The organism is Mycobacterium sp. NGS51 (genome assembly GCF_059812525.1).
This window is the reverse complement of record NZ_JCALCV010000016.1, coordinates 76,965-99,094: the sequence shown is the minus strand read 5'-3', so window position 1 is coordinate 99,094 and position 22,130 is coordinate 76,965. Positions and strand designations below refer to the sequence as shown.

Here is a 22,130-nt window from a genome sequence, read left to right as displayed (position 1 = left end):
TGTGGATAAAGCGCCGACTGTGGATGAATTGCTGAAACCCAAGTGACACACGTGGTTCCAGCTACATGTTTAACTCCGGCTATTTGCGTCGGCGCGGGATGAACTCCTGGGCCTTGACTTTGATGCCCTCCCTGAGCATGCCGAGGGTGTCCTCGTCGCCTTTGAGCACCGCGGTGGCGGCGGCCTTCATCTGGTCGAAGGTGGCGTGCGGCGGCACCGGCGGGATGTTGGGATCACAATGCACGTCGAGCACGGTCGGGCGATCGGCCCGCAGCGCCTGATCCCACGCCGGCACGATCTGATCGGGATCAGTCAGGGTCGCCGAAGCCAGACCCAAGCTGGCTGCGAAGCCTGCGTAGTCCACTGTCGGAATAGTCTGGGACTCAGGGAATTTCGGTGCACCCGACATCGCCCGCATCTCCCACGTCACCTGGTTGAGGTCGTTGTTGTGCAGAACTGTGACGATCAAGCGGGGATCTGCCCATTCCTCCCAGTAGTGCGCGATCGTGATCAGCTCGGCCATCCCGTTCATCTGCATCGCACCGTCACCGGCGAACACGATCACCGGCCGGTCGGGGTTGGCGAACTTGCCGCCGATCCCGTAGGGCACGCCCGGACCCATCGTTGCGAGGTTCCCCGATAGTGAGCCGCGCATGTTGCCGCGGAATTTCAGTTGGCGCGCATACCAATTCGCCGACGACCCCGAGTCGGCAGTGACGATCGCGTTGTCGGGCAACTTGGGTGACAACTCGGCGAAAAGCCGCATCGGGTTGATCGGATCGGCGGACACGTTGGCTTCCATCTCCATGGTTTCCCACCAACGCTGCACGTTCTTCTCGACCGTTTCACGCCAGGAGCGATCGGACTTGCGCTGGATCAGCGGTATCAGCGCGCGCGCGGTCGCCGCCGCATCGCCCACCAGGTTCACCTCGTTGGGATAGCGCATACCGATCAACGCCGGGTCGATGTCAATCTGCACACCGCGCGCCTGGTCATACCCCGGCAAGAACTGCGTGTAGGGGAAGCTCGACCCGATCGTGAGCAGCGTGTCGCAGTCGCGCATCAACTCCCAACTCGGACGCGTCCCCAGCAGCCCGATGGAGCCGGTCACAAAGGGCAGTTCGTCGGAGAGCACGTCCTTGCCCAGCAGTGCCTTGGCAACACCGGCTCCGAGCAGTTCGGCGAGTTCGGTCACCTCGTCGACCGCCCCCTTCGCGCCGCAACCCACGAGCATGGCGACGCGCTCGCCGGCGTTGAGCACCTCGGCGGCCTGCTGCAACCCGTCCTTCGAGGGCCCGATGTCAGGCCACTCGAACCCCAGACTGGACGGGACCATCTTGAATTCGTGAGTCGGCGGTGAGTATTCGAGCTCCTGCACGTCGGCGGGGATGATGACGGCCGTCACCGTCCGCTTCGTGACCGCGGTGCGGATGGCCCGGTCCAAGACGTTGGGTAGCTGCTCGGGCACGGTGACCATCTGGATGTACTCGCTGGCCACGTCCTTGTACAGACTCATCAGGTCGACTTCTTGCTGATACGAACCGCCCATCGCACTGCGGTTGGTCTGCCCAACGATCGCCAGTACCGGTACCCGGTCGAGCTTGGCGTCGTAGAGGCCGTTGAGCAGATGGATGGCGCCGGGGCCCGACGTCGCCGCGCACACGCCGAGGCGGCCGGAGAACTTCGCGTAGCCGACCGCCTCGAACGCGGCCATCTCCTCATGGCGGGCCTGTACGAATTTCGGCTTGTTGTCGGCGCGACCCCAGGCCGCGAGCAGACCGTTGATCCCGTCGCCCGCGTAGGCGAAAACCTTCTCGATCTCCCAATCGCGCAGTCTTTCCAGCACGAAGTCGGCAACCAAAGCGCCTGCCATCGCACACCCCATTCCCGTTTTAGGCAGCAGGTAACGGAAGGGTGATTACCCAGGAGGCGGTCGACTTAGACCCACACGAGTCGGGGTGGCGGGATTCGAACCCACGACCTCTTCGTCCCGAACGAATGTTGCGCACATCCACCTGCGGTTATATCCATAACGGTTAACATGCACGTTTTAGATATTTGCACTGCTCATAGCTAAATTTGGTCTAACCAATACGTTCAATGAGTCCAAGTAATACTAAGGGTCTTGCCACTCCACTGCCACTCACGTCGAATCGCCAGAACCGCAGCTCCAGCACCGTGTCACGTCCCCTCCTCGTGCTGGCGTGATGTCGGACCCGACCTGCACGATGGTGGGCATGACAACGACTGAGGACATGCACGAGGCGATAGCAGAGTTTGTGCGAGAGCACATCAGTCAGAACCCCGACCAGTTCACTGGCGGGTTCAGCTACAGGATTGATGTGCACAAGGTTGATGGTTCCGTGCTTCCATTCATCTACTCGACGGATGACACCCGGCGCGAACTCTGGCGGGTGTCCACGCGATGACCCTGCCATATGACGTTCGCCCGTTCCTGGTCCCGAACCCGCATGGATATGACCCGGAAGAGGTTTTCTGTCGCGTCACCTGGACCCCGCGTGGCGGTGAGCCTGTCACGACCGAGGGTGCTCACCTGGACCCCGAAGAGTCCCCAACGCTGCGCTGCGGGTTGGAGGCGATAGTGTCCGCGCTGGACCTGTGGCATATCGTGCCTGCTGAGTATTCGTACGTCACCCGCGCGGTGAATCGTCAACTGGCACAACGACCGTGGGCTGTGCTGCGCTGCCCGCAGGGCACGGCGCGGCTGGAGCTGGTACCCGTCAATGCCACGTGACCACGCATTAGCTCTCCCCGATGGCACCGTGCTCGGCGCGGTGTCCCCCGATAGCCGCCAGGTCGAGTACCTGCACGCGGCTGTCCCCAACGACCCGCTCGACCCCGCTGGTGTGCTGACTGGTGCCGATGAATTGGTAGCCGCCGTGTGGGCGACCCTCGAAGGCTCGAACGAGTTCATCGACGGGGACGACGAGATGGTGTTCCTGCACAGCTTGACCGAGGGTCACCCTACGGGGTTCAGCATCGTCGTGCCGTCGATGCGGTGGTTCCTGGCTGAACGCGACTCATTGCCCGACCTGGCGATTGCCCTGGCGGCGGTGATGCCATCAGGTTCGACCCTCAACGTGGTGCTGGACTCGTACCTACGGGGCATCGAGCAATACGGCGATGATTGCGCTCGGGACGCGGAACTGGGGCTGTGAGCGGCGTAGCCGATGACCTGCGGGAATCTACGTCCCTGTCGTGTCCACCCGACGACAGATACTCACCCGAGCAACCGCGACCACGGCAGAGGACCGTTGGGACACTTGCGGTTGGGCGTCTGACGGTTCGGGTCGTGAACGACGGTGATAGACACCAGAACGACTATGACGGCGACCACCACGGCGGCAGCGCCAGCAGCGTAGGGAGCCCACCACCTCTGACCGCTCCGCATCAGCCAGAACGCCATGAGGGTCATAACGGCGGTCACGACGAACACGCCGAAGGTCGCCTCCATCATTACGAAGGTCCGAGCGAACCCTTCCCCCGCACTCATGCGCTCAACGTCGCAGCCGTACCACATCCTCGGCAAGGTGTGCCACACCGCCGTCGCCGCGAGCACCCCGAGCACGAACGGCACGACCAGCTTGACCCAGGTTGATGTCGCCTTCGAGGGCGTAGTCATTTCGGTTCGCCGAGACTCCACTGAACGTACGCTTTGCCCGTTTCGCAGTCAGGGGTGACAATCACCGTGCGGTGAACTTTTCTCTTGGTGTTTCGATATTGAATATCGTCCCCAGTGACCAATTTGACGAGTTTCACGCCTGCGCGGAACGCTGGAACACACATCAGTGGCACGCTCCCATCTGTCTCCTTGTTCGCTGGAAACGGCGTGAGGGTCGCATCTGGATAGTATTTCGCCACGTAATCGCGCCATTGGTCGTCGGGCATGAGAAAATCAACGCCCTTGCCTGTGTGTCCGACAATGTTGGTAGCTGACTTGGGAATCTCGATCTTTAGCTCGCTCACGATGTCGGTACCCTCGTCCGTCCATCCTGGTCCGCAGCCCGAGCTGAGGAAGACGAGAACCGCTGCTACAGCAGCGAATACGAATGGTCTCCGAGGTCGGCGTGTGCTCATGGGTACGTGCTTCGCTGGATGCCCGACGTTCCTACTGTTTCAAAGTTCTGTGCCCAGCCAGCGCGTTGCAGGTTGTTGAGGTCGGATACCTGCGGCCACGGGTGCGGGTCGGTGGTGTCGAAGTTGTAGTAGTCGTAAACGCTGGTTCTCGCCGCCACGCTGTAGTGCCCATCGGCGGTGGGAGTCGCTATGCCACTGGTCTGATAACTGAATGTCCCCATCGCCGCGAACCAGTCAGGATTGTTGAATTTGTCGGGGCGAGCGGGTGTGCCGTCAGATTTTAGGTTGGTGTAGTCACTTTGGAACGCAACTGGTCCTTTGTATCCAGGGGGCATGGCGTTGATCGCGGTCTGCACGGTTGCTCGTGTCTGGTCTTGGGCTGATTGTTGGAACCACGGCATGTCGTGGAACATGTTGTCCACTGGCACCGTCATCGTTTTCCCCGAGCCGTCGAGGAAATGCTGCAACAGTTCGGGGGCGTAGGTCTGTCCAGCCGACCGCCCAGCTTCCACGAGACCTTCAGCCCAGCCTTTGGTCCCTTGCAGGCGGATTCTGTCGTAGCCGCTGCTCGGGGGGTTGGTGTGGTACTGGTCTGGACCTGACCCGTTCTTGTTGGCGGCGGTCTTGGGGTCGGTAGGCAGTGCTGTCGGTTCGGGGACGCCCGTAGGTCCATACCAGTCGGCGTCCTTCAACGCGCCTGTGGTCTGTGCGTCGTATCGCTGCGCGCACAGCTCCGCCGTCGCAAGCAGCGACCGCAACGACGTTTCCATATTCGCACGCTCGGTCTCGGCAACCCTCTGCGCGTCCTCAGTCTTGAGGGTTTTCGCGTAGGCGTCCGTCAGCTCCACGTTGCCGTCATCGGCTATGACGTACTTCTGTTTGTTGGCGGGGTCATCCACTCTGTCGAGGATGGCGTTACGCAACAGCCCAAGTTGTTGAGCGCCTTCATCGAGCACGCCAGCGGCTTTGTTCCAGCGGCGGGCCTTCTCTTGCAGTGTTTCGTAGTGGTCCTTCCCCAGCACCTTCGCCTTGTCCCTGGCTTCACCTTGCCAATCGGTCTCGACACCCTTGAGCCCGTTGATGACAGTAAGTGCAGCCTCGCTCATCTTGTCGGCTCCGCTGCGTAGCCCAGCCGCCGTGTTGGTGAGATCGCCAAGCTTCCAGTCGCGGACCTGTGAGATGACCAGGCTCATAGATCGCGGTTACTGGACGGCGGCGGTGTCGGCGGCAGACCTCCGCTGGCGCGTTCGATGGCGTCAACGGCGTGCAAAATCCCGCTACCGAACCCGTCCAGGTGCTCAGCAAGCTTCTGGACTTCACCGTGCTGTTCGGTGGCGTGGGTGCTCAGTCCCGACACGAAGGCAGTGCCTTGGCACGCCGCTGAGCCGCTGAGCAGAACCGAGTCGATGCTCATGTTCGACAACGTGTCCGATACGCGGTACATGTCCTTGGCAAACCCGCGCACTTTCTCGGAATTGAGCTGCAACACCTTCGCCATACGCCTGCACCACCCCTCCTGCAAGAAACTTGCTGGTGAGCCTAGCAAATGCGGCGGTGTCGAACGTGACCTTACCGCCCGAACGAGCGGCTCTGGCTGAGGTGAGAACACCGTGCGCAGACCTGCTTCGTCAGCCTCAGCGACGGCAAGCTGAAGCACCCATTCAGGTAGCCCGCGCCCGAATTGCCGCGCTTCGGTGTCCCCACCCCCTGTTAACGTCACGCCAACACTGGACGTGGGAGGTCGGGCGGATGCGGGCGGCGAGACGGGCGCTGGTCGGCGTTGTGACGGCAGTCCTGGTCAGTCTGCTGGCTCCGCCGACCGCCGAAGCGAGCGTCGGTCTCGCTCCTGGTATGCCCATTTTCACGAACGGCGGGTCGTGCAGCCTTGGATTTCTCGCCACCAACAGCCATCATGACCGCCTCGCGGTAACGGCGGGGCATTGCGCCAGCCGTCTGGGAGAGCGGGTCTACGATCGCAGAAAGAACCTGATTGGTGAGGTTGTCTCCCATAGGGGCGATACTCGCAGGCTTACGGACGGACTTGGTGTCACAGTCATCCAACTGGCACGCGGCACGTACACCGCCGATGCGTTCTTCACCAAGTACAACAACCCTTCTGTCGGAGATTCCGTACGCAAGTACGGGGAGACCACCCATGGCACCAACGGCAGAATCACCGAGGTGTCGATAAACGCCAAGAACCCACGACATTCCGTCATGTTCAGCACGCTAGCCGCCGACCACGGTGACAGCGGCTCACCGTGGTACGGACGTGGACCGACCCTGTACGGAATCACGATAGGGAACAACGACCCAAAAGGGCTGTACGGCTTCCCGATTCGTGCCCTCATTCAATATGTACGCGAGGGTTCCGACAGGTGGGGTCCAGGTTTCCTCCCAGTCGGGAAGTAGCCGCCTCAGCGCTGCCAGTTCTCCCATGACCTGATGAGCACCGAGTTGTCGTCGGGGTCACGGGTCGTGAAAACGCTACGGTTCGGATGGCTCCACCGCACGATGTGCCCGTTCCGCTCCAGGCGGTCAGCCACCTCGGTTACGTCGGGCACGTTGATGCTCAGGTCCACGCGGCTTGCGGGCGCGCCCTTCCAGAGCTGGACGGCGGTCATGCCGAACCACACGAGGTGCTCGAACGGGTCAGGGTCGCCGCCGAGGAGCACGTAGAACTCCGCCGCCAACTCGGGGTCAGGAACACGGATAGTCACATCCGTGAGCATGGGCTGCGTCCTAATCGTGTCGCCGTTCATGTCAGGGACATTACCCGCTGTCAGTGACATGCGATAGCGGACAATTATCGAAACCATCGCTGTCACAGTGCTTTACGCAAGTCCTATGTCACGTCCCCACCGTCACCTTGCGCGTTCACGCCGCTGTGGAGTGGACTGAGCCCATGACCGACAACCGCATTCAGGCGCTCGTCATCTACGCCGATTCCCCTGCCGCGCCGCGCCCCTCGAACATCGAACCTGACTTCGAGTTGTACCAGCGCATCGTGGGCGGCTACATCGAAGCGGCGTACGGGACGACCACTGACGGGGAGCGGGTGGTGTTCTACGTCAACGAGGATGGTATCGCGCAGAACCTTCCTGTTAACGAGGTCGCCACTGCTCTGTGGAAAAGACTGAACCCTGATGCCTCGCAACCACTGTTGGGCAATGCGGTCGTGGTCGGCGCGGACGGATGCGAGGACGCGGACCTACCCAATGGGGTCGCGGGCCTGGCGCGGGCGGTGCATCACGAGATTGAGATTGCGGGGTTTGTGGCACGGCTTCGGGCTGAGAAGGACTGACATGTCGCCATTCCACTGTCCGAAAACCGTTGGGTTCATGGACGATGCCGCCCAAGAATGTTTTACCGACGTAGCCCCTGGCGGTGGTGTCCCGTTTCCTTGTCCCGTAACGGGATTCCCGTATCAGCCCTGTCGGTGGGTTGCGGGACGGTCCTGACATGCTCATCGGATACGCGCGGGTTAGCACCACCGACCAGAACCCGCAACTGCAACTGGATGCGCTCACTGGCGTCGGAGTGGAGCGTGTCTTCACCGACCATGGCGTGAGCGGTTCGCTGTCGTCCCGCCCCGAGCTGGACCGCTGCCTTGAACATCTTCGGGAGGGCGACACCCTCGTTGTGTGGCGATTGGACCGTCTCGCTCGTTCCCTACGGAATCTGCTGGAGCTGGTCGAGCACCTGGCGCAGCGCGGTGTCCACCTGCGGTCGTTGACTGAGAACATCGACACGGGTTCGGCGTCGGGCAGGCTGGTCCTGTCCGTGTTCGGCGCGATGGCGCAGTTCGAGCGAGAACTCATCCGTGAACGAACCGAAGCGGGGCTGGCGGCGGCGAAGGCACGAGGTGTCAGGATTGGTCGCCCGAACGCCGTCAGCGACGACAAGCTGACGCAAGCCCGAACACTGGTCTCAGCGGGTCATCGGGTTGGCGACGTGGCACGGACCCTTGGGGTTGGACGGAGCACCTTGTACCGAGCGTTGGGCACGTCAGAAACACGGGTCTAGCTGCGGGTATCTATGTCTCCCTTCTCCCAAGTAGCGACACGAAGCTATGCCATTACCTGTTAATGTCACATCAACACTGGCACCTGAGAGATGGGGAGACGATGAAGAAGATTGTCCTGACAGCAGGTGCCCTGATGGTCGCGGCAGGCGCATCGGTGTCGGCGGCGACGGCGCTGGGTACTACTTCCGCTACCAGCCGTGATTCAGCCGCGAAAGTGCGGTGAGAGATGACCCAACCTCCTGGCTTCGACCACATTCGCGGGCAACACATTCCGCCTCAGCAGCCGCGCACGCACATGCCAAGCGGTCTGCCGCAAGGACAGCCGCAATACGGGGTATTCGCTTCTCCGCCAACGTCGTACCAGCAACAGTTCCAGCCCGAACCACCGAAGCGGCGTCGTGTACCTCCGCTGTGGGTGTGGACGGGAATAGCAGCCATCGTTTCTGGAATCATCACCGCGAAGGTCGCCGCCGACGCGGCTAACCACTGCCGCGCGCCCACCTTCACCAGCTACAGCTACGACACGAGCGGCTGTGACAGCGCCGCAATGGATGCGCCGCAGACCGTCGTGTTCTTGGTGCTGACCATCGTCCTCGTTCTGGTCACCGTTGGATTGGGAATCGCAAAGGTGTTCACGAACGGCAAGGTGCATATGCCGAAGCTGCCCAAGCTCCCACCGATGCCGTCGATGCCGTCGATGCCGTCGATGCCCAAGTTTCCCAAGATGCGCCAACGGTCTGCGCCCCAGCAGGCAGTGCCTGGTCCTGGTCTACGGGACCGCTTGGTGGCTGTTCGTAGCGCATGGGCACAGGGGCGGGATCAAGCATCTGCCGCCCCAAGGACTGTCGAGCAGCCAACACCGCACGTTTACCCCCCGCCCCAACCACAAGCACAGCCGCAAGCGCAAGCGCACCCGCAGTACAAACCGTCCCCTGAGTCCAGTCCTGAGCCGCAGATGACCCCTCAGCAGCTCAAGAAGCTTCAGAAACAACAAGCCAAGCAACGGGCTAAGCAGCAGCGCATAGCGAATCGCGCGGCGATGTCCCGCCAGGTCCGTGAGAGGGAGAACGCCAGGAAGCTGGAGCAGGACCGACGCAGGTTCGAGCAATATCAGCGCCATCGCCAGAACACGAAACTCAGGAAGAAGGCTGTCCTCCTGCCATGCCCGTCATGCGTTGCGGGTAAAGGCGAAAGCTGCGTGTCCCCTTCAGGGAGTCGCCTTCCTGAGCCCCATATTGAGCGTGTCGAACAGGTGAAGCGTCACTGGACATACCTGTCCTGACCGTATGGAACGGCAGGACGACGACCCACAACCGCTTATCGAGGAGGAGGAGAACCTTCGGGTCGTCGGACTCTATGCGATACTCGCGCAGGTGATTTCAGGTCAGTGAGCGTAGTCGTAGGTCGTGCACATGGACTCCGTGTCCTGACCCCGCCGCTGGGTGCGGAAGCCGATGGTGAACGCAGCGTCTCCCTCGCCGTCTGGGTCGTTCAACGCGGTCTTACTGAACAGTTCCCGCGCACGTTCCTCTGACACGTTGCGGAACTTCTCTGCGGTGTACGCACCCGACGCGCAGTCCGCGCGGGTCTCCAGGGTGACCATAGGAACCTTGTCGGTGTGCGTGTAGTGCAGCAGAGCGTGCCCGACCTCGTGCGAGATGACCTCCGTGACCGCGACATCCCCGTGCGCGCGGTGGAGCTGTCCCAGGAGGTCCGCGCGGTAATACAGCACCCCGTCACACACAAAACTCGGGTCAGGGGTGGTCCCACACGGAGTGGTGATTGCGCTGTCTTTGCTGGTCACCGTCATAGCAGGGAACGAGGCGCTGTTTTCCTTCCAGTACTCAGTCGCATCGGTGTTCACCGCACGTACCAGTTCGTCCAGGGTCAGCTCTCGCGGAGGAGGGCTAGACGGGGCGGGGGTCGGGGTGTCATGTGCTGTCGCTGCAACCTGCTGCGTGACACCAACTTCCATCACTCCATGACCATTCACAGTGTGCGAGCACGCGGTCATGGACACCGCCGCGAGACCGACAGCGACGAGTACGGAAACACGGGTGAACGTCATGTGTTCTTCCCTTTCTTCCTGTCCATCACGTCGGGGTGGTCCAGCTTTGCGCCTGTCCAGTCCTGGTAGCTGACTCCCTCTGCTGTTCCGCGTCCTGCGATTCCACCAGGAACCGCTTCCCGTACCGACTCGTACCCAATCAGCTTAGGGTCAGGGGTCGCGGTCGGGGTGTCCTCGGTCTTCCGCTTGGCGGGTGTAGAACCCGCGAGACCCGCACCAGACCCCATGACACCGCCGCCGCCCATACCACCTGTACCTGCGCCAGCGTTGTTGCCGCCCTTGGGATTGTTCGGGTCAGTTCCGCTCCCGCTCAGCTGTGTCGGGGCACTCACGCCCGCGCCGTTGACCGCTCCTGCGGGATGAACACCTGTCGCGGTATGTCCACGGTCCAGACCCGCGATACCCGCCGCACCGAGAGCACCAGCTCCAGCACCACCGAGACCAGCGAGGACAGCGGGACCATCTTCCCGTGCATCCTTCGCGTCCTGCTTCCGCTTGTTCCGATTCATCAAGTCCTTCAGCGGGTCAGTCCCCATACCAGTCGGTCCCATCCCGAATCCGCCAGCACCAGGACCAGTGGCACCTTGACCCTGACCCAGCGAGGCGGGCGGGAACTGCGGCTGACCGTTCGGGGAACTGGACAAGCGGGTCACGGGTTCGCTGCTCGGGGATAAGTCCGAGGAGGTGTGCGTGGTCGGGGAAATGTCCGAAGGGGCGGTTCCACCAGGGGATGAACCGCCCGTGTTTCCCTCCGACGACGAACCGCCGTCGCCGTTGTGCTCGCGCTGCTGTCGCTCCCACTCCGAAAGTCCACCAGCCCCACCACCCCAGTGCTCACCAGGGCTGTCACTAGCACCACCAGGAGAACCCCCACCAGGAACGTCGGGGTATTCGATTGCGTGGAGCGAGGATTCGGTCTGTGTGGACGTTTGTGCGTGTGCGTCGTACCCCGCCCGGCGCTGGTCCTTCATCTCCTGGAGATGCTTGAACTCCTCGGAGCCGCTTCCGCCAGCACGGACAGCTTTCCTTGCGCGTTCGAACTGGGATTTGATGTCGTCAGGAGTGGGGACACGGGAGAACGCGAGGTCCGCGTCGTTCTGGGTCGCTGACAACTCCTGGACTGCGGTCTCCTGCTCCGCAATACGCGCGAGGACCGTCTGGTACCCCGTCATGCGTGCGTTGAACGCTGCGATTGCGAGTCCCTCACCAAGGAGCAGCGGAAGTGTCCCAGCGGTTGCGCTAACGCTTCCTCCCGCTGCTGCGTGACCTGTGCTCGCGGTGGCGAATCCGAACTCACCCATGACAGTCTCCAAATCCCCTGTGCTACTGCGCGGCTGCGGCGTCAGCGGCTTGGACGATGGAATGCCAGTCGTAGACGCACGTCAACTTGTCCTGCCCGTGACGGTCCGTGCACACGTTCGGCACAGCCAGGCTCTCGGTATCGGGCTGATGGTCAACCTCCACCGAGCGGGCACCGTATCCCGCGCCGAACACGGCTAATACAGCGGCAGCACCAGCGGCGAGCTTGGCGACGGTCGTGTTCTTCATTTCCTTATTCGCCTTTGCGCTCACGGGAGACACTCGTCCTCGTCGGTGTCGGTGCCTTGGGTGATTTTGTCGTGCTCGTCCGATGTCTGTTGCTGGGTCCAGCCTCCCGCAACGGCTTCAACCTTCAGGCGCTCCGCCTCCTGCTCGAATGTGCTTGCTAGAGAGTTCAGCTCAGCTTTTGTCCGCAGGACGCTTGACAGCCGTGCGGCTTCGGCACGGCGGTCGATACCCGCCTGCTGCTCGATGGCGCAAGCGTCGGAGTCGTCGGTGGGTGACCAGCACGCAGATGTGGTCAAGTGATGGGTCTGGAGCAAGCCCCTCCAGTAGCCGCCCTGGAAGACCCCTGCCAGGACCAGCGCTGCCGCGACCCCTGCGGCTGCAACCTTCCCCCAGGGCTTGCGGGTCGGCGTCTCATCCAAGGCGTCAGCATTCACAGCAGTGTCGTTGTCGTTGGCGATGTCCTCGGTCATTTCCTATCTCCTGTCGTCGTTGTGCTGTAAAGCCAGCTCCAGACCGTGCGCTCAGCCACGCCGAGGTCGGCGGCGATGCGGCTGCATGGATATGCGCGGAACACGTGCAGGTCTCGTACCAGGGCGGCACGCTGGCTCATCGCCTCACGAACGGCGGCGCGATGCTGTTCCACCTGTTCATGCGCGAAGGACAGGCGCGCGGCAAGCTCAGCCCTGCGCTCGTCCTCGACGGTCATTGCTGACATGGTTATACAGTACCATGAGAAAACATACAGTGACGATAGCCAGCGTGTTGAATTGTGCTGGTTGACTGCGTTTAGACGTTTGCTGTTAACGTGACATCAACACGAGTGCCAGGTCGGCGGCTCCGACAAACTGACTGACCTGCACATTCCTTGTCCCCACGCAGGACCGCCATACCGACTCGCGCCGCGTGCCGTCCTGCCGCTGTTTTCGTGCCACGCTGCTGTCCATGACTGAAACGACAACCATCCCGCTCAACCCGCCGCTGGTCGCCACAATCGGGGATGACACTTGGCTGGCGGTGGCGCTGGTCTGGAATCCCGAAGTGGACGAGAAACTCGACAGCTCCACGCAGCAGTACACCAACGTCGTCTACATGCTGGTGAGCGGGAGTGGGCGTGCCCTACTGTCCGCCGCTGACGGAATCGACTCGGTGCGTCCGCTCCTGGCTGGGGAGAACCCGTTCTGAACCGCCAGCAGGGCTGCTCGGGCATGGAGCTTCACCCCGTCACGTCCCGCGCTCGGGTTCGCGTTGATGTCGCCCACCCACGGACAATGGACGCCATGACGACGGGCGGAACCTTCATCGAGAACCCGTTCACGAGCGGTGACGAGCTGACATTGCCGCGAGGGACGGCGGTGCACTCCACGCATCCGTCCAGGTATGAGTACGTGACCACGAGGCGTCAAACCGTCACCGTGCGTTACGCCGACCCTGGCTACTGGCTCGACAACCGCGTGAAGCTCCCTCAAGTTGAGTGGATAGGCGCGGACGGCTATCACCGAAACGCGCAGTTGACCTCTAACCTGCTGCGGGAGAACAGCGTCGAGATGACGACACCACTCGCGGAGTCCGACGAATGGAAGGTGAACCCGTGATTCCCGCGAACCTCGTGGAGCAGTTGTCCACCGCCCTTGCCCGATGGGACGGTCGTGGACCTACCGAGGACGACATGCTGCACGCTGGTAAGGAGCTGGCGTCGGCGGCGATGGCGGTCCTGGTGTGGGACTCCAACGCGGCATCCGAGGGGTGAATAGCGAACCCGAACGTTGCGGGTTACTTTTGAGCTACGCCGCCCTGGTCCGCTCTCCTGATCGGGGCGGCGCGCAAACCGCCGTGGCGACAGAAAGTGACGCCCTCGACGTGTCGCTGTCGTGATCGGCGGGGTCATGTGATTCACGATGGGTTCGCGGCGGCACCGTGTCGCCGCACATCACAGGGGGATTGAGATGACCTATCTGGACAAGATCATGACGGGGTTCTACGTCGCGGACTTCGCGCGCTACTCGGACCCGCACGAGTTCCGCATGGAAGCCGTGAAGGCATACCGCGACCTGGACCCTACGCAATGCACCTTCGATGAGTACCTGGATCGGCTTACCGACGAGGTGGAGGCGCGGCAGCCACGTATGTGACACTCGGCGGCGGGGAGGCACACTTACCAGGTGGCGGATCACCTGTCGCCCGAGGGGCGGTCGCGGAATATGGCAGCCATCCGCGCTAAGAACACTAAGCCTGAGCTGGCGCTGCGGGCGGCTTTGCGGCAGGTAGGTGCGACGGGGTACAGACTGCACCGCAAGGACATCCCAGGACGCCCCGACATGGCGTTCATCCGCTGGAAAGTGGCGGTGTTCGTGGATGGCGTGTTCTGGCACGGGCATCCCGACCACTGGAACCCCGAGAAGGCGGCGTCGGACTACTGGCGTACCAAGATCGCCCGCAACATGGAGCGTGATCGTGCCGCCGATTCGCGATTACGCGAACAGGGCTGGACTGTTGTGCGGGTATGGGACCAGGACGTGAAGGCTGACCTGGACGGCTGCGCGCAGCTTGTGACGGATGCCCTCGCCGCGAGCGGCTGGCAGGCTCCTACACGGCGAGGTCCAGTGGCAGGTCGGTGATGTCCCGCAGGCGCTTGCCGCTGAGCAGGATGTCCAGCAGGGACACTGCCTCATCGTTACCCGAGAGGTTCACCGCCTCGATGAGTTCGGGCAGCGCGAAGTGATACACCATGTCCACGTCGCCAGTGCCGAGCGCCAGTGACGCCAGCCTCGACGGCGTGGGTTCGCCCGTGACCACCGCGATGTGCGGTGTGCGTCCCTTGCGGTTACGGATTACGTTGAGACCCTCGGAGCGGGCGTTTTGCGCGCGGTCACTCCGCAGGGTCCATTTGCAGGACACGATGGCGTGGACAATCCCTCGGTCCTGGTTCACCTTGCGAATCACCGCGTACCGCCCATTGGTCCCGTCCACCAGGCTGTGCTCTTTGTTAATCACCTCGTCGGGTTCGGGGCTGCGGATGACGAGGATGTCAGGTCCGATTTCGTAGGAGTTCCCGAGCACAGCAGCAAGTGTGGGGTTTTCCTCGATGGCGTCAGCGAGGTCCGCCAGATGGGCGTACGGCTCGTACCTTGCCACCTGGTACTCAGAGCGCGTCCCGCCGACATTCTCGACGGTCCAGTCACCTGGTCGGACGGTCTGGAGGAGCGGGAAGACTTTCGCCAGAAACTCGGTGACCGCTCCCTCGAACTGCTTCCCCGCCCGCTGACCGTCCAGCTTTTTATCGACGGTTTGAGCGTGGAGGCGCTGCGCGATGTGCGTCGCGATGACACTGCTTGTCCGCTGCTTTCGGTCGGCGTTGGACGCTATCCCACCCGACAAGCACAGTGTGTAGTCCTTAACGAGCCGCTGGTGGAATCTCCTGCGCTCCAGGGTGATTACCGATGTCATGCAACTGTCCGCAGGCTCTTCTTGCGCGGCGCGCGGATGGCTTTCCGAATCTGCAACCCCACTGCGCAAGCCACAGGCGGCGGAAACGCATTACCCACCTGGCGGTAGGCGTTGGTCTTACGCCCCACGAACTCCCAGTCGTCTTCGAATCCCTGAAGCCTCGCCGCCATCCTCACCGTCAGACGCGGCAGCCCACTGTATCCAGGGGGCGGGGCTTCCTCGGCAATCGTCTTGCCATCGACGCCGAGAGCCAGCCACGCATTGCGGGCACGGGTTGGTCCGAGGTCAGGACCACCATGCTTCTTGGAACCGCCGACAAGCGTCGGAGCGATGGTGTTGGCTTTACGTGCCCATTCGTCGGCGGCTTCCCAGCCGTTTTCCGCCATGAGGTCTTTCAGCGCCTCGCCAACGGTCTGGGCGGGTGTGACATCTGGTTCGGGAAACTCGAACTCACGCAGCCCGTTACGTATCGCAACCATGATGACGCGGGGGCGAAGCTGCGGAACCCCGAAGTCTGATGCGTGGAGCAACTGCCAGGATGCTTTGTACCCCAGTTTGCACAAACGCTTTTCCACAGCGTCGCGGTAATCACCGAACACTGGGTCAAGAAGACCTCTGACGTTCTCCAGCATCACAGCTTTCGGCTGAATCGCCTTCACCAGGTCAAGGGCGCGTGGGAACATGTCGCGCTCATCGTCAGCGCCTAGCTGGTGACCAGCTTTGGAGAACGGCGGGCATGGAACGCCACCAGCGAGCAGGTCCACGCCCTCGTAGCCTGACGGGCTCCATTTATGTAGGTCAGCCTCGATTACATTCCACTCGGGTCGGTTGGCTCGCAACGTGGCACAGGCGTGCGGGTCGATTTCGACCACAGCGCGGTGTGTAAATCCCGCCTTCTCCAGACCGAGCGCCTGCCCTCCTGCGCCTGCGCAAATCTCGACCGAGGTCAGCGCCACATCCGTCCCTTCCGTCACGCCATGCACCGTACCGATGAGGTCTGACGCCGCTGACTCTACTTCGGCATAAAACGCTGGCGGGAGAGGCTCGCGGCACACCCTGGCAGGCGATATCCGTCACGTCCCCTCCGCCGTGTGCAATCCTCAGTGCCGTGACGGACCCCGACTCCCCGCTGTACAACGGCGTCGAGTGGTGGAAGCTCGACTTCTGGCCGGGAACCAGGCGGACGTTCGGCGGAACCCCCAAGCTCGCCGCCTACCTCTACCACAACCTCGAAGTCGGGGACACCTTCACAATGCGCGACCTGCGAGCCGCGCTCGGAGACGAAGTGGACCAGGCGGGGCGTGCCGAGCACCTCAACCGCCGACTGCGGACCCTGCGGGAACAGGACTGGCAGTTCTCCTCGTACATGGACCAGCTCGGGCAGGAAGCAGACGAGTACGTGCTGAAAGCCAAGGGGCAGCGCATCTGGCTCGGGGAGCGCAAGGTACGGGACAAGCCTTCCCGCGCCACGATGCGCCTGGTGTTCGAGCGCGACCTGAACACCTGCCAGGTCTGCGGTTCACGTGCTGGTGAGGAATACGAGGGCGAACCAGGTTCCTGTGTCCGCCTCACCGTTGGGCACCGCGTACCTGGCGCACGGCTGGCGAACGCGAGCCCCGACAACCTCCAGGCGGAGTGCTCCCGCTGCAACGAGCCCGTAGGCGATGCCATGCCTGACCCTGAGACACTGGCTGAGGTGATGTCGTCGGTGTCGCGGCTCGGACCTACCGCCAAGGCGGAGCTGCTGACTTGGATGAACAGCGGGCACCGTCACCGCAGCAAGACGGACATTGCCTACGCGCGTATCCGCCGTCTCCCCAAGACCGCACAGGCGAAGGTCGCTGATTACCTCAAGGGTGTGACTGGCAGCGGTGAGTGAGCTGGCTTGCGGACGTTACACAGCACGCAAGTGAGCATCAGGCAGTCACGTCGAACACCGAGTCAATGACCGCTGCTAGGTTTGGTGCGCGCGTTTCGATTTCGTGCTGAGCCAGAATGACTCCGACGGGGTGCAGACGGTAGTGAAGCGCCCCCGTGCGCTGAACGTAGTCGAGGAACGCCGCCAGCTCTGGCATCAGAGCCGTCACCTTCTCCTTGAATTGGTCGGCAGTCAGGGACCGCTCACGGACCATCGCTCGCAATAACTTCTCTGATTCGGAGAGAGTGTCCACGGCATCGTCGGGGCTTCCCAGAATTTTGGCGACTCGGCTGGGTTCAACGCGAAACTGCGCCCTATCTATCCCTTCCTGGCTGAACAGGGTCTTGCCATCGGGCAGGCGTATTACATCATCTTGGTCCGCAGCGATTACGCCGAACAGCGTCATGTTTTCGTCACGCAGCGGATTGTTGTCGCTCCAGAAATCTTCGCGCAGTTCGGCAAATGTGAAGGCTGGGTACATCGAGTTTAGATAGCTCCCGTGAAGAATCTGGTATACCCCTTGTGAAAAGTGGTGGAGCTGGTCGGCATAACAGACACCCGTGGAACTCATGTACTGGTAGTCAAGTTCGCCAACTGGCAGACGCCCGTAGTAGGGGCGAAGAAGCGTGTCGAATGCTTTGATGAGACCTTCTGTGTCGAAGGGACCAGTCAGCTTCATCATTGTAATGAACGTCATCGCGGCAAGGGCGTTGATATGCTCGGTTGTCAGGTTTTGAGCTACTTGTATCGCTTGCCGCAGGATTATTTCGCGTCTGGAACGAATCGGTTCCGCCGCTAAACCCGCAACCAGGCTTGCGAGAACTTCACCGAGGTCTTCATCTCCCGTTTCCGCGTAACCGCGCTGCGCTGATACGAGCGCTGCGAGGAGCCTGGGGTCGTCCCACCGTGCAAACAAGGCGGGATTGGTCTCGTTGATGCGAGCCAGCACCTTGTCCGTGAACTCATCCGAGCGGCGGTTGATTTCAGCTATGGCAACCTCGCTCGCCGCCGCGCGGGCTGCTGGCAGGACTTCCGCGCGGCTGGCGTCCCTCGAAATCTGACGGACATCGGAGTACGTGAGCTGCGTCCCGTGGACGGTGACGTTGCCCTTGCCTGTGCTCACGATGTTGCCCGTGCTCGAAGAGTGGTCACCCGAGACGAACGAGGCGTTACCTCGACCACGAACACGAACCGTGGTCAGGCGACGCGGTGAACCATCCGCCGTCCTGCCGTACGGGAACGTCGCGGCGGCGACGATGGCGATGGCGGCGAGCACCCCGTAGCGCGTCCAGTGCGGAAGGTGGTCAGCAACCGCCACCCATGTCAGGTAGAGGGTGAGGCTACCGCCCACCAGAACGGTGCCGAACCACTTGAGCCGTTCCTTGAGCATCCGCGCCTCCCGCTGCTCACTATCGCACTGGACGGTGACAGCAGGCGGAGCCGCACGCCCGCATCGTGTCGGACCGCCGTGGAACGCTGCCAGGCACACGGACCAAGGGAGGTAGCGATGTCGTGGTACTTGGAGCAGCTCTACTCAGCCCAGTTCGAGCTGATGCTGAAGCGGTGGCGTGACGAGAACTCGGGCGAGGAACCCGATGACGCGACCCGTGAGCGGCTGCGGACCCAGGCGCGGATGATTGTTGACGACATCGACAACTCGCAGCGCGCCGAGGTGCTGGGGAGCCTGTACTCGGACGAGGGCTAGCGTTAGCGCCTGCCCCCGTTCGGGCGTCAGCTAATAATCGTAAAATTTTGACCAGCTGGTTTGATTTTTCTAGCGAATATTCACGCGGCCAGGTCAGTGAGCGAGAAAAATTCTGACCTGCGGTTTTCCTGTCCACGGCTGCGGGGAGGGGAAACAGGCGCACAACGGGTTCCAGCAAACTCCAAAACCCGTGTGTGTGACCGCCTACACCCATCGCCTACACCGCCTACACCTGTAGGCGCGGGTGTAGGTGCCGCCTATAGGGTCTGACCTGGGATGTAGGTGATGTAGGCGGTGTAGGCGGTGTTCGGGCGGAAAACGGCGTCGGAGAGACTCGGCGGGTGTTAGTTAGGGTGCACTAACACAGCGTCCAAAAATATAACCCCTGATGAGAATATATAATAAGTATATCTAACTATTACTACATACGTACGCGAGGAACGAGATTTCTCTGCGAACCGCCTACACCGCCTACATCACCTACACCCCCGCCGCGAATGGCTATGTAGCAAATCTCACCGCTGGCGAAGGCTGCGTCTTTCTCGGGCTGCCGTCAGGTCACGTAGCCGTGCCACGGCAGGGCACGGCACGCAGGGCTGGTCATAGGCTTGCTGGAGCATCGCGTGGCACTGACCTCCTGGTGGTCGGTCGGTGACGCTGAGCCCTCACGCGAACACGCCACGGTGTTTTGCGCACCTCGATGTGACCTTCGTCACTTTTACGGGCATCGGGTCAGGGTACGCGGAGTTTGCCGTATACCCCTCCTGTTCGCTGGCGCTGACCTGCGAAGCTCCCTTTCTCGCACCCTCGCCACACGATAGCCAGCCCATTGACCAGTGTTTATATGACGTTAACAGGGCGCTTCTTCGTGCCGAAGTCAGCGTGGAAATCGGGTATACGATGTTTGCTATGCGTACAGACATCCGCAAGCGCCTTCACCCGCTGGGGCTGGAAACAACGGGCTCCGCCGCCGCTCGTAAGGGCATCACCGACCGCGCCGTCCTGGGGGCGATAGCGGCGGGCAGGCTGCCCGTCTACACGGCGGCGGCACCCAACGGCAAGGTCACCTACCTGGTGCGCCCGGAGGACGCCGACCGCCTGTGGGCTCGGGAACCGCTGCCGCCGCTACCCGACCTGGTTCCCGCCTGACCCGAGAAAGTGTGAAAGCCCCACGGCTGGTATCCGCGAGGCTTTCGAGTTCACATCCGCGCCGACAAAAGCAACGAAAGGAACGTCCCCCATGCTAACACCGTCTCAGCACGGTTCGCGCCGCCATGCAAGCCGTCGCCGCCCCCGCGTGCAGACCGACAACTGCGCGAATTGCGGGAGCACATACCAGACCTACACCGACCCTGAGCGCTACGACCCGTGGTGCTCTGCTGAGTGCCACGCAGCCACTTTGGGGCGCTTCTGATGACCGCGACCATCGAGCGCGCGGTCTATGACTCGCGCACCCCCGTAATGCCCGCCTGGGACGGCGAGAGACGCCACCAAGGCATCCGCTTGGTCGTTGGACGGAATCACGTATCCGACGCCGTTGACGAACTTCTAGCGCGTAACTCGTACCTGGCATTGGACATCGAGACCTGCGGCACCTCGCCCGCGTTGGCGCGTCAAATCAAGGTGGCAACCATCGGCACGCCCGATATGGTCGTCGCCCTGGACCCTCGCGATGAGGCACAGCGCCCGCACATCATCCGCGCATTGGCTCACGCTCCGTCGCTGGTTTTGCAGAACGCTGCGTTCGATATCCCGCTGCTGGTTGGCGACGGGCTCGCGGACATCAGCGTGGTGGAGAAGGTCACCTGCACCTTGGTCACCGCGCGTCTGGCGCTGCCAGGTCACGAACGCCGTGGGCTGGGCGACCTGGCATCCCGATATCTCGGCATTGAGACGGGCGACATCCAGGATGTGTTCAAGGCGGCGGGCTATCACAACCGCGCTGATGGATTCCTGCACATGGACATCGACTCTCACACCTATCTGACCGCCGCGATGCTCGACACCGCCGTCACCGCCCGCCTGAATCCAGCAATCACCCAAGCCGCCGTGACCCACCTGTCACAAGGGCACGCATACGCCGCGCTTGGTCTGGACCGCGACGAAGCGCTCGCGGAAGTTGAACGCCAGCAAATCGTCAACCGAGTGATGCTGCGTTCGTCAGTTCGCGGGTTCGTCCTGGATGAGGACTATTACGAGCGCTACGTGGACTCCCAGACCCGCGCGATGACTAACGCCGCGAAGGCGCTGGAGACTGCGGGGCTGAAGGCTGGCGTAGGACCGCACCTGGCGCGCAAGCTCGACGCTGATGGCGCGCTCCCGCCGAACTGGAAGCGGACAGCCAAAACTGGACAGCCAAGTGCGGACAGGAAAGCGTTGGAACGCTTGTCGTCTCATCCGCTGGTCGCCGCCCACCTGGCCTACACCGACATCAAGAAAAACCGCGACGACTACTTGGACAAGTTGCTGGACTTCGCGCGATTCGATGGTCGAGTTCATCCCACGTTCAAGATTCTCGGCGCGGGAGCCACTGGACGGATGAGCGCGGGTGACCCTCCTGTGCAGCAATTCCCAGACACGGCGCGCCAGATGGTTCTCGCCGATGACCCAAACGGGTGGGTTTCTATCGACTGGACTGCCGTTGAGCCGATGGTCGCCGCGTTCACCTCGGGACAGCTCGACCTCGCCCACGCGGTGCTCGCAGGAGCGGATACCTACGTGCCAGTTGCCCGCGCCGCTGGACTCATCCCGCCCGACGTGTCCGACATTGACGCCAAAAACCACAAGGGACGCAAAGCCGCCAAGGTGGTACTGCTTGGGCTGCTGTACGGAAAGGGTGTCGATTTGTTGGCATCGGAGCTGGGCACCGACTACGACAGCGCCGCGCGTATCAAGAACCAAGTCCTCGCGGGTGTTCCAGACATCGGCAACTGGATGAGCCAACTCTCCAGCGCTGCGGGTCGTGTCGGCACCACGATAACCGCCGCTGGTCGCATCGTCCCGATTCCACGCGACTACGACCGTGGCGGATTCAAAGCCTATGTCGCTCAAAACTACTACCACCAGGGCAGCGCCTACGACGCGCTTGCTGACGCTCTCGTGGAAATCCACCGCCAGGGGCTTGCTGACCATGTGCGTCTGGCGATTCACGACGAGCTGGTGGTGACCGCCGAAGCCGCCGCCGATGTGGAGCACATCATGCGCGGTTCCACCTCTTCCCTCGCGCGGTTCCTGACCGCTGGAGGTCTCGGTGACCGCTGTGAAGAACTGATTCTGCCAACAGACTCGAACGCTCTGCCTGAGCGATGGATGAAGGTGTAGT

At 62.2% G+C, this 22,130-nt stretch carries 30 protein-coding genes; 16 read left to right on the top strand and 14 right to left on the bottom strand.

From position 1 onward, the window contains the following. Positions 1 to 79 precede the first annotated feature (79 nt). Entirely contained in the window at positions 80 to 1,873 is a 1,794-nt protein-coding gene (locus AC5Y5W_RS19085) for a thiamine pyrophosphate-requiring protein (protein WP_500022498.1), read from the bottom strand. A 364-nt stretch (positions 1,874 to 2,237) separates the two neighbouring features. Between AC5Y5W_RS19085 and AC5Y5W_RS19080 the strand changes: the two genes are divergently transcribed. From AC5Y5W_RS19080 to AC5Y5W_RS19070, 3 genes are read left to right on the top strand one after another with little or no spacing between them, the layout of a single operon-like run. Then, positions 2,238 to 2,429: a hypothetical protein gene (locus AC5Y5W_RS19080; RefSeq protein ID WP_500022497.1), complete on the top strand. Its 192-nt coding sequence runs from the start codon at positions 2,238 to 2,240 to the stop codon at positions 2,427 to 2,429. Further along, positions 2,426 to 2,755 carry a hypothetical protein gene (locus tag AC5Y5W_RS19075; protein ID WP_500022496.1) on the top strand — a complete coding sequence of 110 codons (330 nt, stop codon included), beginning with the start codon at positions 2,426 to 2,428 and terminating at the stop codon, positions 2,753 to 2,755. The genes AC5Y5W_RS19080 and AC5Y5W_RS19075 overlap by 4 nt, the downstream gene beginning before the upstream one ends. Then, the gene (locus tag AC5Y5W_RS19070; RefSeq protein WP_500022495.1) at positions 2,745 to 3,179 is read left to right on the top strand and encodes a hypothetical protein; all 435 of its coding nucleotides are present in this window, start codon (positions 2,745 to 2,747) and stop codon (positions 3,177 to 3,179) included. The genes AC5Y5W_RS19075 and AC5Y5W_RS19070 overlap by 11 nt, the downstream gene beginning before the upstream one ends. A gap of 62 nt (positions 3,180 to 3,241) precedes the next feature. Here the strand turns inward: AC5Y5W_RS19070 and AC5Y5W_RS19065 are convergent, their stop codons facing one another. From AC5Y5W_RS19065 to AC5Y5W_RS19050, 4 genes are all read right to left on the bottom strand, one after another. Then, a complete protein-coding gene (locus AC5Y5W_RS19065; protein ID WP_500022494.1) occupies positions 3,242 to 3,643 on the bottom strand; it encodes a hypothetical protein in 402 nt (133 codons plus the stop codon). After that, positions 3,640 to 3,987 carry a hypothetical protein gene (locus AC5Y5W_RS19060; protein ID WP_500022493.1) on the bottom strand — a complete coding sequence of 116 codons (348 nt, stop codon included), beginning with the start codon at positions 3,985 to 3,987 and terminating at the stop codon, positions 3,640 to 3,642. Before AC5Y5W_RS19060 ends, AC5Y5W_RS19065 begins: the two co-directional genes overlap by 4 nt. 107 nt (positions 3,988 to 4,094) lie before the next feature. Beyond that, positions 4,095 to 5,291, bottom strand: coding sequence for a hypothetical protein (locus tag AC5Y5W_RS19055; RefSeq protein WP_500022492.1), 1,197 nt, complete (start codon positions 5,289 to 5,291; stop codon positions 4,095 to 4,097). Beyond that, positions 5,288 to 5,596 carry a hypothetical protein gene (locus AC5Y5W_RS19050; RefSeq protein ID WP_500022491.1) on the bottom strand — a complete coding sequence of 103 codons (309 nt, stop codon included), beginning with the start codon at positions 5,594 to 5,596 and terminating at the stop codon, positions 5,288 to 5,290. The genes AC5Y5W_RS19055 and AC5Y5W_RS19050 overlap by 4 nt, the downstream gene beginning before the upstream one ends. Before the next feature lie 284 nt (positions 5,597 to 5,880). Here AC5Y5W_RS19050 and AC5Y5W_RS19045 point away from each other — a divergent pair, with 284 nt between their 5' ends. Then, positions 5,881 to 6,510, top strand: coding sequence for a chymotrypsin family serine protease (locus tag AC5Y5W_RS19045; protein WP_500022490.1), 630 nt, complete (start codon positions 5,881 to 5,883; stop codon positions 6,508 to 6,510). A 5-nt stretch (positions 6,511 to 6,515) separates the two neighbouring features. Here the strand turns inward: AC5Y5W_RS19045 and AC5Y5W_RS19040 are convergent, their stop codons facing one another. Continuing rightward, positions 6,516 to 6,860: a VOC family protein gene (locus tag AC5Y5W_RS19040; protein ID WP_500022489.1), complete on the bottom strand. Its 345-nt coding sequence runs from the start codon at positions 6,858 to 6,860 to the stop codon at positions 6,516 to 6,518. A 143-nt stretch (positions 6,861 to 7,003) separates the two neighbouring features. Between AC5Y5W_RS19040 and AC5Y5W_RS19035 the strand changes: the two genes are divergently transcribed. The 3 genes from AC5Y5W_RS19035 (at position 7,004) to AC5Y5W_RS19025 (ending at position 9,407) form a co-directional block, all read left to right on the top strand. Continuing rightward, complete coding sequence (locus AC5Y5W_RS19035) at positions 7,004 to 7,402, top strand: DUF3846 domain-containing protein (protein ID WP_500022488.1); 399 nt, start codon at positions 7,004 to 7,006, stop codon at positions 7,400 to 7,402. A 158-nt stretch (positions 7,403 to 7,560) separates the two neighbouring features. Further along, positions 7,561 to 8,124, top strand: coding sequence for a recombinase family protein (locus AC5Y5W_RS19030; RefSeq protein ID WP_500022487.1), 564 nt, complete (start codon positions 7,561 to 7,563; stop codon positions 8,122 to 8,124). A 227-nt stretch (positions 8,125 to 8,351) separates the two neighbouring features. Next, positions 8,352 to 9,407 carry a hypothetical protein gene (locus AC5Y5W_RS19025; protein ID WP_500022486.1) on the top strand — a complete coding sequence of 352 codons (1,056 nt, stop codon included), beginning with the start codon at positions 8,352 to 8,354 and terminating at the stop codon, positions 9,405 to 9,407. Between the two features lie 102 nt (positions 9,408 to 9,509). On the opposite strand, the gene AC5Y5W_RS19020 is transcribed toward AC5Y5W_RS19025, so the two are convergent. The 5 genes from AC5Y5W_RS19020 to AC5Y5W_RS19000 all read right to left on the bottom strand — a co-directional run bounded on the left by AC5Y5W_RS19020 (position 9,510) and on the right by AC5Y5W_RS19000 (position 12,447). Then, the gene (locus tag AC5Y5W_RS19020) at positions 9,510 to 10,193 is read right to left on the bottom strand and encodes a neutral zinc metallopeptidase (protein WP_500022485.1); all 684 of its coding nucleotides are present in this window, start codon (positions 10,191 to 10,193) and stop codon (positions 9,510 to 9,512) included. A gap of 328 nt (positions 10,194 to 10,521) precedes the next feature. Next, entirely contained in the window at positions 10,522 to 10,668 is a 147-nt protein-coding gene (locus AC5Y5W_RS19015; protein WP_500022484.1) for a hypothetical protein, read from the bottom strand. Between the two features lie 848 nt (positions 10,669 to 11,516). Continuing rightward, the gene (locus AC5Y5W_RS19010; protein ID WP_500022483.1) at positions 11,517 to 11,741 is read right to left on the bottom strand and encodes a hypothetical protein; all 225 of its coding nucleotides are present in this window, start codon (positions 11,739 to 11,741) and stop codon (positions 11,517 to 11,519) included. 20 nt (positions 11,742 to 11,761) lie between these two features. After that, complete coding sequence (locus tag AC5Y5W_RS19005; RefSeq protein WP_500022482.1) at positions 11,762 to 12,211, bottom strand: hypothetical protein; 450 nt, start codon at positions 12,209 to 12,211, stop codon at positions 11,762 to 11,764. After that, positions 12,208 to 12,447: a hypothetical protein gene (locus AC5Y5W_RS19000; RefSeq protein ID WP_500022481.1), complete on the bottom strand. Its 240-nt coding sequence runs from the start codon at positions 12,445 to 12,447 to the stop codon at positions 12,208 to 12,210. The genes AC5Y5W_RS19005 and AC5Y5W_RS19000 overlap by 4 nt, the downstream gene beginning before the upstream one ends. A 236-nt stretch (positions 12,448 to 12,683) precedes the next feature. On the opposite strand from AC5Y5W_RS19000, the gene AC5Y5W_RS18995 reads away from it, so the two are divergent. The 5 genes from AC5Y5W_RS18995 (at position 12,684) to AC5Y5W_RS18975 (ending at position 14,356) form a co-directional block, all read left to right on the top strand. Beyond that, positions 12,684 to 12,923: a hypothetical protein gene (locus tag AC5Y5W_RS18995; protein WP_500022480.1), complete on the top strand. Its 240-nt coding sequence runs from the start codon at positions 12,684 to 12,686 to the stop codon at positions 12,921 to 12,923. An 86-nt stretch (positions 12,924 to 13,009) separates the two neighbouring features. Then, the gene (locus AC5Y5W_RS18990) at positions 13,010 to 13,333 is read left to right on the top strand and encodes a hypothetical protein (protein ID WP_500022479.1); all 324 of its coding nucleotides are present in this window, start codon (positions 13,010 to 13,012) and stop codon (positions 13,331 to 13,333) included. Then, a complete protein-coding gene (locus AC5Y5W_RS18985; RefSeq protein ID WP_500022478.1) occupies positions 13,330 to 13,488 on the top strand; it encodes a hypothetical protein in 159 nt (52 codons plus the stop codon). The genes AC5Y5W_RS18990 and AC5Y5W_RS18985 overlap by 4 nt, the downstream gene beginning before the upstream one ends. Before the next feature lie 196 nt (positions 13,489 to 13,684). Further along, the gene (locus tag AC5Y5W_RS18980) at positions 13,685 to 13,870 is read left to right on the top strand and encodes a hypothetical protein (RefSeq protein ID WP_500022477.1); all 186 of its coding nucleotides are present in this window, start codon (positions 13,685 to 13,687) and stop codon (positions 13,868 to 13,870) included. A gap of 30 nt (positions 13,871 to 13,900) precedes the next feature. Next, a complete protein-coding gene (locus AC5Y5W_RS18975; protein WP_500022476.1) occupies positions 13,901 to 14,356 on the top strand; it encodes a very short patch repair endonuclease in 456 nt (151 codons plus the stop codon). Here AC5Y5W_RS18975 and AC5Y5W_RS18970 read toward each other — a convergent pair. Together AC5Y5W_RS18970 and AC5Y5W_RS18965 are read right to left on the bottom strand one after the other, a co-directional pair. Beyond that, a complete protein-coding gene (locus AC5Y5W_RS18970) occupies positions 14,325 to 15,185 on the bottom strand; it encodes an NgoMIV family type II restriction endonuclease (RefSeq protein WP_500022475.1) in 861 nt (286 codons plus the stop codon). The two genes, AC5Y5W_RS18975 and AC5Y5W_RS18970, sit on opposite strands and share 32 nt — an antisense overlap. After that, positions 15,182 to 16,135 (bottom strand): DNA cytosine methyltransferase, encoded by a 954-nt coding sequence (locus tag AC5Y5W_RS18965; RefSeq protein ID WP_500022516.1) that lies wholly within the window; start codon positions 16,133 to 16,135, stop codon positions 15,182 to 15,184. Before AC5Y5W_RS18965 ends, AC5Y5W_RS18970 begins: the two co-directional genes overlap by 4 nt. Before the next feature lie 158 nt (positions 16,136 to 16,293). Here AC5Y5W_RS18965 and AC5Y5W_RS18960 point away from each other — a divergent pair, with 158 nt between their 5' ends. Next, on the top strand, positions 16,294 to 17,064 hold the full coding sequence (locus AC5Y5W_RS18960) for a KpnI family restriction enzyme N-terminal domain-containing protein (RefSeq protein WP_500022474.1): 771 nt from the start codon (positions 16,294 to 16,296) through the stop codon (positions 17,062 to 17,064). A 37-nt stretch (positions 17,065 to 17,101) separates the two neighbouring features. Here the strand turns inward: AC5Y5W_RS18960 and AC5Y5W_RS18955 are convergent, their stop codons facing one another. Beyond that, on the bottom strand, positions 17,102 to 18,493 hold the full coding sequence (locus AC5Y5W_RS18955; protein WP_500022473.1) for an LPO_1073/Vpar_1526 family protein: 1,392 nt from the start codon (positions 18,491 to 18,493) through the stop codon (positions 17,102 to 17,104). Between the two features lie 117 nt (positions 18,494 to 18,610). Here AC5Y5W_RS18955 and AC5Y5W_RS18950 point away from each other — a divergent pair, with 117 nt between their 5' ends. The 3 genes from AC5Y5W_RS18950 to AC5Y5W_RS18940 all read left to right on the top strand — a co-directional run bounded on the left by AC5Y5W_RS18950 (position 18,611) and on the right by AC5Y5W_RS18940 (position 22,129). After that, positions 18,611 to 18,808, top strand: coding sequence for a hypothetical protein (locus AC5Y5W_RS18950; protein WP_500022472.1), 198 nt, complete (start codon positions 18,611 to 18,613; stop codon positions 18,806 to 18,808). A 909-nt stretch (positions 18,809 to 19,717) separates the two neighbouring features. Beyond that, positions 19,718 to 19,957, top strand: a complete 240-nt coding sequence (locus AC5Y5W_RS18945) for a hypothetical protein (protein ID WP_500022471.1) — start codon at positions 19,718 to 19,720, stop codon at positions 19,955 to 19,957. A 264-nt stretch (positions 19,958 to 20,221) separates the two neighbouring features. Beyond that, positions 20,222 to 22,129, top strand: coding sequence for a DNA polymerase (locus AC5Y5W_RS18940; RefSeq protein WP_500022470.1), 1,908 nt, complete (start codon positions 20,222 to 20,224; stop codon positions 22,127 to 22,129). The last annotated feature ends 1 nt before the right edge of the window (position 22,130 follow it).

Bases quoted from the DNA above. Each gene is read 5' to 3' on its own strand.
- AC5Y5W_RS19000 (WP_500022481.1), bottom strand. From the start codon at position 12,447: ATGACCGTCGAGGACGAGCGCAGGGCTGAGCTTGCCGCGCGCCTGTCC.
- AC5Y5W_RS19015 (WP_500022484.1), bottom strand. From the start codon at position 10,668: ATGCACGGGAAGATGGTCCCGCTGTCCTCGCTGGTCTCGGTGGTGCTG.
- AC5Y5W_RS19010 (WP_500022483.1), bottom strand. From the start codon at position 11,741: ATGAAGAACACGACCGTCGCCAAGCTCGCCGCTGGTGCTGCCGCTGTA.
- AC5Y5W_RS18995 (WP_500022480.1), top strand. From the start codon at position 12,684: ATGACTGAAACGACAACCATCCCGCTCAACCCGCCGCTGGTCGCCACA.
- AC5Y5W_RS19005 (WP_500022482.1), bottom strand. From the start codon at position 12,211: ATGACCGAGGACATCGCCAACGACAACGACACTGCTGTGAATGCTGAC.
- AC5Y5W_RS19085 (WP_500022498.1), bottom strand. From the start codon at position 1,873: ATGGCAGGCGCTTTGGTTGCCGACTTCGTGCTGGAAAGACTGCGCGAT.
- AC5Y5W_RS18945 (WP_500022471.1), top strand. From the start codon at position 19,718: ATGCGTACAGACATCCGCAAGCGCCTTCACCCGCTGGGGCTGGAAACA.
- AC5Y5W_RS18950 (WP_500022472.1), top strand. From the start codon at position 18,611: ATGTCGTGGTACTTGGAGCAGCTCTACTCAGCCCAGTTCGAGCTGATG.
- AC5Y5W_RS18970 (WP_500022475.1), bottom strand. From the start codon at position 15,185: ATGACATCGGTAATCACCCTGGAGCGCAGGAGATTCCACCAGCGGCTC.
- AC5Y5W_RS19035 (WP_500022488.1), top strand. From the start codon at position 7,004: ATGACCGACAACCGCATTCAGGCGCTCGTCATCTACGCCGATTCCCCT.
- AC5Y5W_RS19050 (WP_500022491.1), bottom strand. From the start codon at position 5,596: ATGGCGAAGGTGTTGCAGCTCAATTCCGAGAAAGTGCGCGGGTTTGCC.
- AC5Y5W_RS19065 (WP_500022494.1), bottom strand. From the start codon at position 3,643: ATGACTACGCCCTCGAAGGCGACATCAACCTGGGTCAAGCTGGTCGTG.
- AC5Y5W_RS19020 (WP_500022485.1), bottom strand. From the start codon at position 10,193: ATGACGTTCACCCGTGTTTCCGTACTCGTCGCTGTCGGTCTCGCGGCG.
- AC5Y5W_RS19055 (WP_500022492.1), bottom strand. From the start codon at position 5,291: ATGAGCCTGGTCATCTCACAGGTCCGCGACTGGAAGCTTGGCGATCTC.
- AC5Y5W_RS18940 (WP_500022470.1), top strand. From the start codon at position 20,222: ATGACCGCGACCATCGAGCGCGCGGTCTATGACTCGCGCACCCCCGTA.
- AC5Y5W_RS18955 (WP_500022473.1), bottom strand. From the start codon at position 18,493: ATGCTCAAGGAACGGCTCAAGTGGTTCGGCACCGTTCTGGTGGGCGGT.
- AC5Y5W_RS19075 (WP_500022496.1), top strand. From the start codon at position 2,426: ATGACCCTGCCATATGACGTTCGCCCGTTCCTGGTCCCGAACCCGCAT.
- AC5Y5W_RS19070 (WP_500022495.1), top strand. From the start codon at position 2,745: ATGCCACGTGACCACGCATTAGCTCTCCCCGATGGCACCGTGCTCGGC.
- AC5Y5W_RS18990 (WP_500022479.1), top strand. From the start codon at position 13,010: ATGGACGCCATGACGACGGGCGGAACCTTCATCGAGAACCCGTTCACG.
- AC5Y5W_RS19040 (WP_500022489.1), bottom strand. From the start codon at position 6,860: ATGAACGGCGACACGATTAGGACGCAGCCCATGCTCACGGATGTGACT.
- AC5Y5W_RS18980 (WP_500022477.1), top strand. From the start codon at position 13,685: ATGACCTATCTGGACAAGATCATGACGGGGTTCTACGTCGCGGACTTC.
- AC5Y5W_RS19080 (WP_500022497.1), top strand. From the start codon at position 2,238: ATGACAACGACTGAGGACATGCACGAGGCGATAGCAGAGTTTGTGCGA.
- AC5Y5W_RS19030 (WP_500022487.1), top strand. From the start codon at position 7,561: ATGCTCATCGGATACGCGCGGGTTAGCACCACCGACCAGAACCCGCAA.
- AC5Y5W_RS19025 (WP_500022486.1), top strand. From the start codon at position 8,352: ATGACCCAACCTCCTGGCTTCGACCACATTCGCGGGCAACACATTCCG.